Here is a 13,904-nt window from a genome sequence, read left to right as displayed (position 1 = left end):
CAGCCCTGATCCCTGATCGTCCCGTGAAGCTGATCTGAAGCTTCCTTGAAGCTTCTGACTGCTTCAATAGGCGCAACCGATAGGCACTGACGACCGCCGATGCTTGGCGGCGGTCGTCACGTGTCGTGATCCCCCACAAGGGAGTAACAAAATGCCGAAACGGGTAACGGTCACACTGGCCATGGTGGCGGCGCTCGTAGCCGCAATCGCATTCAGTCCCCCTGCGCAGGCTTCTCCTGCCCCTGCGACGGTCGCCACTACGCAGACCGTCGAACCGCTCATCGATGAGCGGACGTGTAATGCCAATCAGCTGCCGCGCCAAATCTGGCTGACCTACACATCACGTCCGACACGGTGCTTTGGCGGCACCGTCGGTAGCTTCAACCTGGGCAATAATCCCGCGACTCCGGTCCAATGGCTCTCATCAGGGGATTACCACGGCACCATTTACTGCGTTGGCCTAACCCTGCCGTTCGGCCCAGCGACTGATGCGCTGTTGAACAGGACATGCACTCGCCTCGACATCCGTCCTGCAAGCTGATGCAGTCGTAACACCCACAGTTGGTGGTGGCGCGGGGTGCGTCACTGGCTATCCACTCCGCCCACCACCCCATGGCCGCCGGGTCGCCCGGGCATTTCAGCCCGGGCTTCCACATAACGAACGTGACAGTCTCCCGTCATTCCGCTCTTCTCGCTCATCCGTCAGAATTCGGTCAGCCAAGCCCAGTGTGCGAATAAGCCTTTCGCGGAGGTGGTCGAGGACGTGGTTGGTGACCTCGTTCTGCTCCCCGCGGACGAAGTACCAGTAGACGGTCTGCCACGGCGGGAAGTCCGCCGGGAGTTGCCGCCAGGAGCAGCCGGTACGCACGACGTAGAGGATCGCGTCCACGATCGCCCGACGGGAGTGCTTTCCGGCCGGCCACCTGAGCCCCGTTCGGGCGGCCGGCGTCAGTCGCGCACGGTGATGTTGTGCCGGTCGGCCAGGTTCTGCTCGAAGTCGGCCACGTCGGCGGCGTACCGCGCCATCCACTCGTCCGAGAGGATCTCGGGGTTCTCACTCACCTGGCTCATGAGGGCCGCCATCCGTTCGCCGTAGGCCATCGAGCGGGCGGCCCCGGTGAGCGTGATGTTGCCGGCGAGTACGTCCCGGGCCATGTCCCGCAGCACGTCGTCGTCGCCGTTCTCGGCCAGCCACTCCAGGCTGGCGTGGGTCAGCTCGTCGTCGATCTGCTGCCGGGTCATCTCGACCGGTCGCCCGTCGCCGACCGAACTCCAGTGCTGTTCGTCGGTCATTTCGGCGCCACCGGTCCGATGAAGTCGGGGTCGCCCGGTTTGGGCTTCGGCGGAGGGACGACCGGCCCGACGAAGCCGGGCTCGCCGGGCCGCACCCTCGGGTCGTGCGCGTCGCCGGGTCCGGCCGGTGCCACCGGACCGACGAAATCAGGGTCGCCCGGCTTGGGTGGCAGGACGGGACCGACGAATCCGCGGTCCCCGGGGCGTGGACTGGCGGAGTACGGCGAGGTGGGCAGCGCGATCTTCGGTGCGGTCCCCGGACCGGCCACACCCGCGGCCGCGGCGAGCGCCCCCTTCCCGACCTTCACCACGTTCTCGAGGTTCGCCAGGAGCTTGCCGGTCTGGTACGCGAGCTGGGTCGCCTGCTTGGCGCTGTACGCGGCGGCACCGTAGCCGATGATGCCGCCGACGACGGTCGTGATGGTCGCGGTCCCGGCCGCCACCTTCACGGTGATCTCGATCAGCTTGTCGATCAGGGTCGACAGGGCCACTCCGAGCGCGTCGAAGATCTCCCACGCCTGACGGGCGAGTTCCCGATAGGTCCTGGCGACGTGCTGGTACTGCGCGCTCCGCTCGGAGACGGCCCTGCCGAGCACCACGAGATGGTCGCGCGCGCGGTCGGCGGCGTTGCCCGTCCAGACCGCGGGAACGTCATGGGCGAACCAGACCAGGTTGTCGCCGAGGATGTCCATCGCTGCCGCGCACTTGTCCATGGTGTCCGCCGCTTCGACCAGACCGTCCCAGTCGCCGCTGGCGCGCTTGAGGACGAACTCGAAAATGTCGTAGCCGAACAGTTGGTGCACCAGCCCACGGATGTTACCGGTGATGCTGACGCTGTCGGTCATGGCGTTGTACTTGTACTTGTAGTCCACCTGGGTGTGCGGCTCGTTGCGGGTCAGCCGGCCCTCGGCGGTCTGCCTGGTGGTGAAGAGCGCGTTCCCGCCCCGCGGTCTCGGCGCGTTCTGGAAGTACCGGGCCGCGTTGCCGCCCAACCCGTCGAGCATCCCGTCGAGGCGCTGGGCCTGCTGCTGATCGGTGTCGCCGTACTGCTTGGCGGCTCTGCTGACTCCGATGGCGCTCTCGTTCAACAGCCGGGAGACGTGGCGGGGCAACGCCTGTGCCCAGGTGTAGGTGTTCTCGAGCTCGGTCTTGAGATCGCCGAGCAGGCCGACGCCGCCCGCCACCTTGCCGTTCTCGCGGGCGTGCCACTCGATCTGTCCGCAGTCGACCGCCGCGTCGTCCAGCGCGTCGCTCAACCGTCTGAGCCCGTCCAGCTCGACCGAGAAGTTTGCCATGCCTCTCCAACCAGTGTCGACGGCACCGCGTGCCGCCGGTGCCCGATCCCTCGCCCGCCAGCGGGGTGTCGCAGCGTGGCGGGGCCCGCCGGGACGAGTGGGTGGCTGGCCGTACGTGGTGAGCCAGCGTGGGAGGAACCCTGCATGAGGGTGCGCCCAGATCCCGCCCAGATCCCGCCCACAGTCCGCCGCCAGGCCCGCCGGCAGGGTGCGTCGGTGGGGACCCTCCGCCCCGGGGAGCCGTGCACGGGCCGGCCGGACTGGATGCGCGGAGGTGGTCGCGACGGCTCGGGCACCAGGTCGGGTACGGCCATCGTCCCGGTCCACCGACAGGGATGAATCAGGATTAACGGATGATACGTACTTATAGGAAGTTGCTGATCTTCGGTGTCAGGCGGAGCCGGGCCGGGTAGGAGCGCCGCCATGCGCGTACTCGGGATCAACGCGATCTTCCATGACCCGGCGGCCGCACTGGTCGTGGACGGCACGGTGCGGGCCGCCGCCGAGGAGGAGCGGTTCAGCCGGCGCAAGCACGGAAAGCGACCGGTGCCCTTCTCCGCGTGGGAACTCCCGGAACTATCCGCCGCCTGGTGCCTGCGGCAGGCCGGCCTCGACCCGGCCAGCCTGGACGCGGTGGCGTACTCGTTCGACCCCGGCCTGTGCCGGGACGCGGCCAAGCTCGGTCTGGCGGACCCGTGGGACTGGCTGCGGGTCGAGTACGCCACACGAGCGCCGCAGTTCCTCGCCGAGGTGCTGCCCGGCCTCGACCCGGAGATCGTGCGGTTCGTGCCGCACCACGTCGCGCACGCGGCCTCGGCCGGCCTGGCCGCGCCCCCGGACCCGGCCGGCCCGACCAGCGCGGCGGTACTCGTGCTCGACGGGCGGGGCGAGACCGCCAGCCACCTCGGCGGGGTGTATCGGGAGGGCCGGCTGCGGCAGCTCGCCGCCCAGCAGTTGCCGCACTCGTTGGGCCTGCTCTACGAGGACCTCACCCGACACCTCGGCTTCCTGCACTCCAGCGACGAATACAAGGTGATGGCCCTCGCCTCGTACGGCCAGCCCCGCCACCTCGGGCTGTTGCGCGACATGGTCCGCGCCACCGACGACGGCGGCTTCACCGTCGAGCGGATCGACTGGGCCTCGCTCGCCAAGGCACGCGCCGCCGACGGGGAGATGACCGGCGAACACGCCGACCTCGCGGCCAGCGTGCAGGCCCGGCTGGAGGAGGTGATCCTCGACCTGGCCCGCTGGCTGTACGAGGCGGCCGACGGTCCGGCCACCCTGACCATGGCCGGCGGGGTCGCGCTGAACTGCGTGGCCAACGCCCGCATCGCCGCCGAGGGGCCCTACCAGCGGGTGTGGGTGCAGCCGGCGGCCGGTGACGCGGGGACCGCGCTCGGCGCGGCGCTGCACCTGGCCAGCGTGCTCGGCGACACCACCACCCCGATGCCCGGCGTCGACCTCGGCCGGGGCTGGACCGACGAGGAACTGGAGGCCGAGCTGCGCCGCGCGGCGCTGCCGTACCGGCGACCGGACTCGATCGCCGCCGAGGCGGCCCGGGTACTGGCCGGCAACGGCGTCGTCGCCTGGCTCCAGGGGCGCAGCGAGTACGGGCCGCGGGCCCTCGGGCACCGTTCGCTGCTGGCCCACCCCGGCGACCCGGACACCACCCGCCGGATGAACGACGTCAAGGGTCGCGAGCAGTTCCGCCCGATCGCCCCGATGGTCCGCGCCGAACGGGCCGCCGAGATCTTCTCCGGCGTGCTACCCAGCCCGTACATGCTCTTCGTGCACCAGGTCGCACCGGCGTGGCGGGACCGGATCCCGGCGGTGGTGCACGTCGACGGCACCGCCCGGGTGCAGACCGTCGACCCGGAGACCGAACCGCTGGTGGCGCAGATGCTGGCCGAGTTCGAGCGGCTCACCGGCCTGCCCGTGGTGGTCAACACCTCGCTCAACACCGCCGGCCGGCCGATGGTCGACACCCCGCGCGAGGCGATGGAACTGTTCGGCTCCGCACCGGTCGACCTGCTCGCCATCGGCCCGTACGCCGTGCACCGCGGCGACCTCGGAGCACAGCGGTGATCAGCGTCGTCGTGCCGACCCTCGGCCGGGACAGCCTGACCGACCTGCTCGCCACCCTCGCCCAGCAGGTGCACGACCGACCGGAACTCGAGATTCTCCTGGTCGACGACCGTCCCGCCGGCGGTGCCGAGCTGGCCGTGCCGGGGGCCCTCGCGCCGTACACCAAGGTGCTACGCGGACGCGGTGCCGGCCCGGCGTCGGCCCGCAACCTCGGCTGGCAGGCGGCCCGGCATCCCTGGGTGGCGTTCCTGGACGACGACGTGCTGCCGGCACCGGACTGGCTGGACCGGCTCCGGGCCGACCTCGCCGTGCCGGACCGGGTCGGCGGGGTGCAGGGTGTCGTCCGCGTGCCCCTGCCGTCCGATCGCCCGCCGACCGACTGGGAACGGGTGACCGCGGGCCTCGCCGACGGCGAATGGATCACCGCGGACATGGCCTACCGGCGAGCCGCGCTGGCCGCCGTCGGCGGCTTCGACGAACGGTTCCCCCGGGCCTACCGGGAGGACGCGGAGCTGGCCCACCGGGTGCGGCTGGCGGGCTGGCGGCTGCTCCGGGGTACCCGGACGGTCGTCCACCCGGTGCGGCCGGAGAGCCGCTGGATCAGCCTGCGCGCCCAGCGGGGCAACGCCGACGACGCCCTGCTGCGCCGGCTCTACGGTCCGACCTGGCGTACCGACCTGGGCGTGCCGGCGGGACGACGCCACCAGCACGTGACGCTCACCGGCGCTGCGGTGCTGACCGCCGCCGCCCTGGCCGGCGCGGTGGCCACCCGCCGGTCCCGGGCCGGCCGCCCGCTCGCCGCCACCGCGGCCCTGGCCGGTGCGGCCTGGCTGTCCGGTACCGCCCGGTTCGGGTATTCGCGGATCGCGCCGGGGCCGGGTACCCGCTCGGAGGTCACCACGATGCTGGTGACCAGCGCCGTCATTCCGCCGCTCGCCGTCGCCCACTGGGTGCGGGGCTGGTGGCGCAACCGGAACGAGACGCCGCGCCCGGTCCGGCGGTACCCGGGGGAGCTGCGATGACCGGGCGGGAAAGCCGGCCACGTCCCCTGTTCGACGCCGTCCTGCTCGACCGGGACGGAACCCTGATCGAGGACGTGCCCTACAACGGGGACCCGGAGAAGGTACGTCCGATGCCCGGCGCCCGGGAGGCGCTGGCCCGGCTGCGCGCCGCCGGGCTGCGACTCGGCGTGGTCACCAACCAGTCCGGGCTGGCCCGTGGCCTGTTCACCGCCGCCGAGATGGCCGCGGTCAACGCCCGGGTCGAGGAACTGCTGGGCCCGTTCGACACCTGGCAGATCTGCCCGCACGGCGACGGTGACGGCTGCCGGTGCCGCAAACCCGCACCGGGGCTCGTCGAGGCTGCCGCCCGGGCGCTCGGCACCGATCCGCGCCGCTGCGCGGTGATCGGCGACATCGGCCGGGACATGACCGCCGCCGCCGCGGCCGGCGCCACCGGCATCCTGGTACCCACGCCGGTGACCCGCCCCGAGGAGGTCGTGGCCGCCTCGGCGGTCGCCGCAGACCTCGCCGACGCGGTCGACCAACTGCTTCGCCGCCAGACACTGAACCTGGCGGGAAGAGGTTCACCAGTGCGCGCCGAACCGGCCACCGGCCGGCTGCATCTGGGAGCAGGACACCGCGCCGGCCGTACAGCCGAATCCGCGTCGACGGCCGCGCGGCGGGCCGGCGGGCGACCCGGCACGGTGCTGGTGGCGCGCAGCGACTCGGCCGGGGATGTCCTGGTCACCGGGCCGGCGATTCGGGCGGTCGCCGCCGGGGCGGACCGGGTCGTCCTGCTCTGCGGGCCCCGGGGCCGGGCCGCCGCGCGGCTGCTGCCCGGCGTCGACGAGCTGATCGAGTGGCCACTGCCCTGGATCGACCCGGCACCCGCCCCGGTGCGGCCGGAAGCGATGCGCGAGCTGACCGCCCGGCTCGCCACCGTCGACGCGGACCAGGCGCTGATCTTCACCTCGTTCCACCAGTCCGCCCTGCCCTTGGCCCTGCTGCTGCGGATGGCCGGGGTACCCCTGGTCGGCGCGATCAGTGACGACTATCCGGGCAGCCTGCTGGACCTGCGCCACCGGGTGCCGGCCGGGGTGCCCGAGCCGGAGCGGGCGCTGTCGCTGGCCGCCGCCGCCGGCTTCGAGCTGCCGGCCGGCGACGAGCCCACGCTGCGGCTGCGGGCCGACGCGCTGCCCGCGCGACCGCCCGTGGACGTCCGGACCGGCGACGTGGTCGTGCACCCCGGTGCGTCGGTGCCGGCCCGGGCCTGCCCGCCGGGGCGGTGCGCCGACATCGTCGCCGCGCTCACCCGTGCCGGTCACCGGGTGCTGGTCACCGGCGGCCCGGGCGAGCGGGACCTGACCGCGCAGGTGGCGGCGGCCGGCGGCGGCATCGACCTCGGCGGCCGTACCTCGCTGAGCGAACTGGCCGCGATCCTGACCCGCGCGGCCTGCGTCGTGGTCGGCAACACGGGCCCGGCGCACCTGGCCGCGGCGGTCGGCACACCGGTGGTCAGCCTGTTCGCACCCACCGTCCCCTTCGAGCAGTGGGCACCCTACCGGGTACCGGTGGTACGCCTCGGCGATGCCGGCGCGGGCTGCCGGGACAGCCGCGCCAGCGTCTGCCCGCTGCCCGGTCACCCCTGTCTGGCCGGTGTTGACGCGGCCGAGGTGGTGGCCGCCGTCGACCTGCTGGTCACCCGGCCACTGCCCCCGGCACCGCCGGCCGGGTCCGGACACCCGGCCGGGTTCCACGGCACGACACCAGGAGGAGCACGGTGAACATCCTGCTGTGGCACGTGCACGGCTCGTGGACCACCGCGTTCGTCCAGGGCAAGCACCGCTACCTGGTCCCGGTCACGCCGGATCGGGGGCCGTACGGCCTCGGCCGGGCCCGGACGTACGACTGGCCGGACACGGTGCACGAGATCGCTCCGGAGCGGCTCGCCGCCGAGCCGGTCGACCTGGTGATCGCGCAGCGGCCGGAGGAACTGGAGCTGGCCGAGAAGTGGCTGGGCCGGCGCCCCGGCCGGGACCTGCCGGCGATCTACGTCGAACACAACACCCCGAAGGGCGACGTACCGAACACCCGGCACCCGATGGCCGACCGCGACGACCTGCGCGTCGCCCACGTCACCCACTTCAACGCCCTGTTCTGGGACACCGGCGCCACCCGCACCACCGTCGTCGAGCACGGCATCGTCCCACCACGGGTCCGGTACGACGGCAGCCTCGACCGGCTGGCGGTGGTGACCAACGAACCGGTCCGTCGCTGGCGGGTCACCGGCACCGACCTGTTTCCACACTTCGCCGCGGTCGCCCCGCTGGACGTCTTCGGCATGGGCGTCGACGGGCTTCCCGAGGCGATCGGCCTGCCCCGCGACCGCCTCGGCACCTACGACCTGCCCCAGGCACGGTTGCACGAGCAGCTCGCTCGACGGCGGGCCTACCTGCACCTGTGCCGCTGGACATCGCTCGGGCTCAGCCTCCTGGAGGCGATGACGATCGGCATGCCGGTCGTCGTGCTGGCCACCACGGAGGCGGTCGCCGCCGTACCGCCCGAGGCGGGCGTCCTCGCCAGCAACCTCGACACCCTGCGGGACGCCGCCGCGTGGTTGATCGCCGATCCGACCGCCGCGCGGGCGATGGGTGAGCGTGCCCGGCAGGCCGCCACCACCCGTTACGGTCTCGACCGGTTCGTCGCGGACTGGGACCGACTGCTTCAGGAGGAGCAATGCGCATCGCGATGATCTCCGAACACGCCAGTCCGCTCGCCGAACTCGGCGGCCCGGACGCCGGCGGACAGAACACCCATGTGGCCGAACTCGCCGCGGCCCTGGCCGACCAGGGACATGACGTGCACGTCTACACCCGGCGAGACCAGCCGCACCAGAGCCCGGTGGTGCCGATGCGGGACGGGGTCAGCGTGCTGCACGTGCCGGCCGGCCCACCCGAGCCGGTGCCAAAGGACGAGCTGCTGCCGTACATGACCGACTTCGGCCGGTGGCTCACCCGGCACTGGCAGGACGGACTGTGGCGCCCGGACGTGGCCCACGCGCACTTCTGGATGAGCGGCCTCGCCACGCTCGCCGCCGCCCGGCAGACCGGGGTGCCGGTGGTGCAGACCTACCACGCCCTCGGCACCGTCAAGCGCCGCCACCAGGGTCTGGCCGACACCAGCCCGCCGCAGCGGATCAGGTACGAGCGGATGCTCGGCCGGGCGGTCGACCGGGTCATCGCGCAGTGCCGCGACGAGCTGGCCGAACTGATCCGGATGGGCGTGCCGCAGTCCACCATCACCGTCGTCCCCTCCGGGGTCAACCTGCGCATCTTCACCCGGGACGGTCCCGCCGCCGGCCGCGACCCGGGCCGGCCCCGGCTGCTGGGCGTCGGCCGGCTGGTCGAACGCAAGGGCTTCCAGGACATCCTCCGGGCCCTGCGGATGGTGCCCGAGGCCGAGTACGTGCTGATCGGTGGCCCCCCGGCGGCGCGGCTCGCCGGGGACGGGTTCGCCAACCGGCTACGCGCGCTGGCCGAGTCGGAGGGGGTCGCCGACCGGGTACACCTGGTCGGGTCGGTACCCCGCGACGAGATGCCGCGGTGGTACCGGTCGGCCGACCTCCTCGTCACCACACCCTGGTACGAACCGTTCGGGTTGACTCCGCTGGAGGCGATGGCCTGCGGGGTACCGGTACTCGGCACCGCCGTCGGCGGCCTGGTCGACACGGTCGTGCCCGGTCTCACCGGCGACCTCGTACCGCCCCGTGACCCGGAGACGTTGGGAGCGGTGTTGCGGCATCTCCTCGCCGACCCGCAGCGGCGGCACCGCTACGGTCTCGCCGCCGTCGACCGGATCCGTACCGGCTATTCGTGGACCCGGACCGCGGCCCGGCTCGGTGCCGTCTACACCGCCGTGTGCGGCACCCCCCAGACCAGCGGGGCGGTGGCGTGATGTCCGAGCAACTGCTGCTCGACGCGCACCTGACCCAGCTGTCCCGAGCCATGCCGGGCTACCGGGACGCCGCCCGGCGGCTCGGCCGGTGGGGCGCCCATCTCGCCCGGATCCTGTCCGACGGCGGCCGTCTGCTCGCCGCAGGCAACGGCGGCAGCGCCGCCGAGGCCCAGCACCTCACCGCCGAGCTGGTCGGCAAGCTCCGCGACGACCGCGTACCGCTCTCCGCGATCGCGCTGACCGCCGAGACCTCCTCGCTGACCGCGATCGGCAACGACTACGGCTTCGCCGAGGTGTTCGCCCGGCAGGTACGGGCACACGGTCGCCCCGGCGACGTGCTGTTGCTGATGTCGACCAGCGGTCGCAGTGAGAACCTGCTCGCGGCGGCCCACGCCGGCCGGTACGCCGGGCTGACCTGCTGGGCGTTCACCGGACCGGCGCCCAACCCGCTGGCCGACGCCTGCACCGAGGTCCTGGCGGTGCCGTCCCCCGAACCACAGGTGGTGCAGGAACTGCACCTGGTCTCCACCCACCTGCTCTGCTCGTACGTCGACCAGGCCATGCCCCGACTGCGGCCCGCCGGCCCGGGCCGGCCACCCGGCGCCCGGGACGGCTCGGCGCCACCGCCCAGACCGCACAACGGGCGCGGACCGTCCACCCCCCGACGCCTGCTCAGCGTGCTCTCCGGCGAGGAGGCGCGCTCATGAGTGAACGGAGCGAGCGAGTCAGTCAGCTCAGTGCCGATGCGCCTCATGACGGCACGGAGCGCAGCGAGCGAATTAGCCAATCAGTGCGGATGTGCCTCATGACGGCACGGAGCGAAGTTGAGTGCTGGGATGAGTAGGCCGCTTGTCGTGGTCGGGGACACCCTGCTGGACCGGGACGTCGACGGTCGGGTCGACCGGCTCTGCCCGGACGCCCCGGTGCCGGTCCTGGACGAGGAAACCGCCACCTACCGGCCGGGCGGTGCCGGACTCGCCGCCCTGCTCGCCGCCGCCGACGGGCGGGACGTCGCGCTGATCACCGCGCTGGCCGACGACCCGGCCGCGGCTCGACTGACCGGGCTGCTCACGGGCGCCGGCGTGCGGCTCTTCCCGCTGCCGCTGCCCGGCGCCACTCCGGAGAAGATCCGGCTGCGGGCCGGCGGCCGGACCCTGCTCCGGCTGGACCGGGGCGGTGCCGCCCCACCGCCGGGCGAACCGCCGGCCGCCGCGCTGGAGGTCCTGGCCGAGGCGGGAGCCATCCTGGTCAGCGACTACGGACGCGGCGTGGCCGGACTGTCGGCGATGCGCCAGGCGCTCGCCGGGAGCACCGGGCCGGTGGTCTGGGACCCGCATCCGCGCGGACCGGCGGCCGTTCCGGGTTGCCGTCTCGTGACGCCGAACGAGGGGGAGCTGTTCCGGCTCACCGGTGACGCGGCCACCGGGCCGCGCCTGTCCGGGCTGGCCCGGGCGGCCCGGGTGCTGCGGGACCGATGGCGCGCCGCCGCGGTCGCGGTCACGATGGGCGGGGACGGCAGCCTGCTCTGCCACAACGGCGGGGCCCCGCTGGTCGTACCGGGGCCGGTGAGCGCGGCCGGCGACACCTGCGGCGCCGGTGACCGGTTCGCCGTCGCCGCCGTCGCCGCGCTGGCCGACGGGGCGCTGCTGTCGGAAGCGGTGCAGGAGGCGGTCCGGCTCGCCTCGACCTATGTCGCGGAAGGCGGCGCAGCCACGCTATCCGGCGCGGCCGTCGGAGGCGGGCCGGGCGCCGCCGCCACGGGTGACCGCGATCGTCCAGCCGGCACAGCCGGAGCCGACAGCGGCGGGCGGGAGGCCGCCTCCGCCGTCCTGACGCGGGTACGCGCGAACGGCGGGACGGTGGTCGCCACCGGCGGTTGTTTCGACCTCCTGCACGCCGGTCACCTGGCCACCCTGCAGGCCGCCCGACGGCTCGGCGACTGTCTCGTCGTCTGCCTCAACTCCGACCGCAGCGTCGCCGAGCTGAAGGGGCCCGGGCGGCCGCTCACCCCGCAGGCCGATCGGGCCCGGCTGCTGGCCGCGCTGGACTGCGTCGACGCCGTCGTGGTCTTCGACGAGTCGACACCGCACGCGGTGCTCTCCTGGCTCCGTCCCGACATCTGGGTCAAGGGCGGCGACTACGCCCGTGGCGCCGACCCCGACCACCCCGACCTGCCCGAAGCCGAGCAGGTACGGCGCTGGGGCGGGCAGACCGTGCTCGTTCCCTACCTCGACGGGCGCTCCACCTCCGGCACCATCGCCGCCGTCCGGGCCGGCGGCCGTCAACTCGCGGAAGGACGACGATGAACAAGCTGGGCGGCAAGGCGATCCTGATCACCGGCGGCGCCAGCGGACTCGGCGCCGCCGTGGTGACCGCGGTGCAGAAGGCGGGCGGGCGGCCGTACGTGCTGGACCGGCAGGCACCGGCCGACGAGGTGCCCTGGATCCAGTGCGACCTCGCCGACACCCGCGCCGCCGAGCGGGCCACCCGGCAACTCGCCGAGCAGGCCGGCGGGCTCGACGGCGCGGTCACCGCGGCCGGCACCGACACGCCCGGGCGGCTGGCCGACGTACCCGCCGAGATCTGGGAACGGGTCGTCACGGTCGACCTGTTCGCCACCGCCGCGGTCGTCCGTGCCGCGCTGCCCGCGCTGGAACGCTCGCACGGCACGGTCGTCACCGTCGCCTCCACCCTCGGCGTCAAGGCGGTCAGCGACGCCACCGCCTACTGCGCCGCGAAGTTCGGCGTCGTCGGCTTCACCCGCGCCCTCGCCGCCGAACTGGCCGGCACGGTCGGCGTCACCCTGCTCATCCCGGGCGGCATGCGCACCGCGTTCTTCGACGGCCGCGACGAGCAGTACCGCCCCGGCGCGGACGCGATACTCAACGATCCCGGCCACGTCGCCGACGCGGTACTCTTCGCGCTCTCCCAACCGCCGGGCTGCGCCGTACGGGAACTGGTGGTCTGCGCCGACCGGGAGAGCTCGTACCCGTGATCCTCGCGCTGCGCGCCCTCGGCATCGGCGACCTCGCCACCGCCGTACCGGCCCTCCGGGCGCTGCGGGCCGCCGTCGGCGGAGACCGGTTGGCGTTGGCCGCACCGCGCTGGCTCGCGCCCCTGGTCGACCTGATCGGCGGCATCGACGAGCAGATCGACGTCGACGGGCTGGGGCCGTACCGGTGGCCGCCGCTGGCGCCGGGATGGGCGGTGAACCTGCACGGGCGCGGCCCGCAGTCGCACCGGTTGCTGCGCACCGCCCAGCCCCGGCACCTGATCGCGTACGCATGCGCCGAGGCCGGACACCACGTCGGCCCGCTGTGGCGACCTGATGAGCACGAGGTGCACCGCTGGTGCCGCCTGCTCGACTGGTACGGCATCGCCACCGACCCGGATGAGCTGGCGCTGCACCGGCCGGCGCCGGGCGATCTCCCGGTCGGGGTCAGCATCGTGCACCCCGGTGCGAAGGCTGCCGAGCGGCGCTGGCCGGCGGACCGGTTCGCCGCCGTGGCTCGGGAACTGGCGCGGCGGGGACACCGGGTCGTGGTCACCGGCGCACCCGGCGAGCGTGGCCTCGCCGGGCAGGTCGCCGCCCGGGCCGGACTGCCCGGTTCCGCCGTGCTGGCCGGGCGCACCGACGTCGGTGAGCTGGCCGCGCTGGTCGCGTACGGCCGGCTGGTGGTCGCCGGTGACACCGGCATCGGCCACCTCGCCACCGGCTACGGCACCCCGTCGGTCCTGCTCTTCGGTCCGGTGCCGCCGGCGCTGTGGGGACCGCCGGTCGACCGGCCCTGGCACCGTGCCCTCTGGGCCGGCCCGGCGGTGGGGTGGCGGCATCCGCCCGCCGTGCCCGCTGCCCGGCGGCCGGATCCCGGCGCGTCGGGGCGACCGGAACCTGTGCACCAGTGGGGGAGACGACCGGCGGAGGCCGGGCCGCATCCGGCATTGGCGGCACTTGGCGTGCCGGATGTCCTGGCGGCGGTGGAGGAGGTCGAGCGGGCGGGACGCGGGGCGGTCACCGCGCGCTGACGGGACCGGGCCGGCCGGCTCGCCGGTGGCGGACCGTGGGCCGGGCCATCGGTGGCGGACCCGTGGCATGCTTTCGCGTTCACTGGCTGCCGCGCGAGCGGCCCGCCTCCGTCGCGGTCCGGCGGCCCGCCTCCGTCGCGGTCCGGCGGCCGGGCCGGCGACGTGGGCGCCATCGGCGTGGGCCGATGCGGTGGGCTGGCCCGCGCTCCGGCCCGGTTTCGGAGTTCGCCGCCGTGGCGGCCTGTCGGTG

The 13,904-nt window shown here is 73.8% G+C and carries 11 protein-coding genes and 1 pseudogene; 9 read left to right on the top strand and 3 right to left on the bottom strand.

Annotation, left to right across the window (positions count from 1 at the left end):
* Nucleotides 1–637: 637 nt before the first annotated feature.
* The 3 genes and pseudogenes from AAH979_RS39530 to AAH979_RS39520 form a co-directional block, all read right to left on the bottom strand.
* A pseudogene (locus AAH979_RS39530) lies at nt 638–907 on the bottom strand (transposase); the annotation flags it as partial.
* 41 nt (nt 908–948) lie between these two features.
* Nucleotides 949–1,293 (bottom strand): hypothetical protein, encoded by a 345-nt coding sequence (locus AAH979_RS39525; protein WP_346263238.1) that lies wholly within the window; start codon nt 1,291–1,293, stop codon nt 949–951.
* Nucleotides 1,290–2,588, bottom strand: a complete 1,299-nt coding sequence (locus tag AAH979_RS39520) for a hypothetical protein (protein ID WP_346263237.1) — start codon at nt 2,586–2,588, stop codon at nt 1,290–1,292. The genes AAH979_RS39525 and AAH979_RS39520 overlap by 4 nt, the downstream gene beginning before the upstream one ends.
* A gap of 423 nt (nt 2,589–3,011) precedes the next feature.
* On the opposite strand from AAH979_RS39520, the gene AAH979_RS39515 reads away from it, so the two are divergent.
* From AAH979_RS39515 to AAH979_RS39475, 9 genes are all read left to right on the top strand, one after another.
* The gene (locus AAH979_RS39515; RefSeq protein WP_346263236.1) at nt 3,012–4,673 is read left to right on the top strand and encodes a carbamoyltransferase C-terminal domain-containing protein; all 1,662 of its coding nucleotides are present in this window, start codon (nt 3,012–3,014) and stop codon (nt 4,671–4,673) included.
* Nucleotides 4,670–5,695: a glycosyltransferase gene (locus AAH979_RS39510; protein ID WP_346263235.1), complete on the top strand. Its 1,026-nt coding sequence runs from the start codon at nt 4,670–4,672 to the stop codon at nt 5,693–5,695. The genes AAH979_RS39515 and AAH979_RS39510 overlap by 4 nt, the downstream gene beginning before the upstream one ends.
* Nucleotides 5,692–7,458, top strand: coding sequence for an HAD-IIIA family hydrolase (locus AAH979_RS39505; RefSeq protein WP_346263234.1), 1,767 nt, complete (start codon nt 5,692–5,694; stop codon nt 7,456–7,458). Before AAH979_RS39510 ends, AAH979_RS39505 begins: the two co-directional genes overlap by 4 nt.
* The gene (locus tag AAH979_RS39500; protein ID WP_346263233.1) at nt 7,455–8,426 is read left to right on the top strand and encodes a glycosyltransferase; all 972 of its coding nucleotides are present in this window, start codon (nt 7,455–7,457) and stop codon (nt 8,424–8,426) included. Before AAH979_RS39505 ends, AAH979_RS39500 begins: the two co-directional genes overlap by 4 nt.
* On the top strand, nt 8,411–9,628 hold the full coding sequence (locus AAH979_RS39495; protein ID WP_346263232.1) for a glycosyltransferase: 1,218 nt from the start codon (nt 8,411–8,413) through the stop codon (nt 9,626–9,628). The genes AAH979_RS39500 and AAH979_RS39495 overlap by 16 nt, the downstream gene beginning before the upstream one ends.
* On the top strand, nt 9,625–10,335 hold the full coding sequence (locus AAH979_RS39490; protein ID WP_346263231.1) for an SIS domain-containing protein: 711 nt from the start codon (nt 9,625–9,627) through the stop codon (nt 10,333–10,335). Before AAH979_RS39495 ends, AAH979_RS39490 begins: the two co-directional genes overlap by 4 nt.
* A 129-nt stretch (nt 10,336–10,464) precedes the next feature.
* On the top strand, nt 10,465–11,934 hold the full coding sequence (locus AAH979_RS39485; protein WP_346263230.1) for a PfkB family carbohydrate kinase: 1,470 nt from the start codon (nt 10,465–10,467) through the stop codon (nt 11,932–11,934).
* Entirely contained in the window at nt 11,931–12,623 is a 693-nt protein-coding gene (locus AAH979_RS39480) for an SDR family oxidoreductase (RefSeq protein ID WP_346263229.1), read from the top strand. The genes AAH979_RS39485 and AAH979_RS39480 overlap by 4 nt, the downstream gene beginning before the upstream one ends.
* Nucleotides 12,620–13,654: a glycosyltransferase family 9 protein gene (locus AAH979_RS39475; protein ID WP_346263228.1), complete on the top strand. Its 1,035-nt coding sequence runs from the start codon at nt 12,620–12,622 to the stop codon at nt 13,652–13,654. The genes AAH979_RS39480 and AAH979_RS39475 overlap by 4 nt, the downstream gene beginning before the upstream one ends.
* The last annotated feature ends 250 nt before the right edge of the window (nt 13,655–13,904 follow it).

This window comes from Plantactinospora sp. ZYX-F-223 (genome assembly GCF_039649625.1).
GTDB lineage: Bacteria > Actinomycetota > Actinomycetes > Mycobacteriales > Micromonosporaceae > Plantactinospora.
This window is presented reverse-complemented; position numbering and strand designations above follow the sequence as displayed.

Excerpts from the sequence above, each read along its gene's own strand:
- AAH979_RS39525 (WP_346263238.1), bottom strand. The coding sequence starts at position 1,293 with ATGACCGACGAACAGCACTGGAGTTCGGTCGGCGACGGGCGACCGGTC.
- AAH979_RS39520 (WP_346263237.1), bottom strand. The coding sequence starts at position 2,588 with ATGGCAAACTTCTCGGTCGAGCTGGACGGGCTCAGACGGTTGAGCGAC.
- AAH979_RS39515 (WP_346263236.1), top strand. The coding sequence starts at position 3,012 with ATGCGCGTACTCGGGATCAACGCGATCTTCCATGACCCGGCGGCCGCA.
- AAH979_RS39505 (WP_346263234.1), top strand. The coding sequence starts at position 5,692 with ATGACCGGGCGGGAAAGCCGGCCACGTCCCCTGTTCGACGCCGTCCTG.
- AAH979_RS39495 (WP_346263232.1), top strand. The coding sequence starts at position 8,411 with ATGCGCATCGCGATGATCTCCGAACACGCCAGTCCGCTCGCCGAACTC.
- AAH979_RS39485 (WP_346263230.1), top strand. The coding sequence starts at position 10,465 with ATGAGTAGGCCGCTTGTCGTGGTCGGGGACACCCTGCTGGACCGGGAC.
- AAH979_RS39480 (WP_346263229.1), top strand. The coding sequence starts at position 11,931 with ATGAACAAGCTGGGCGGCAAGGCGATCCTGATCACCGGCGGCGCCAGC.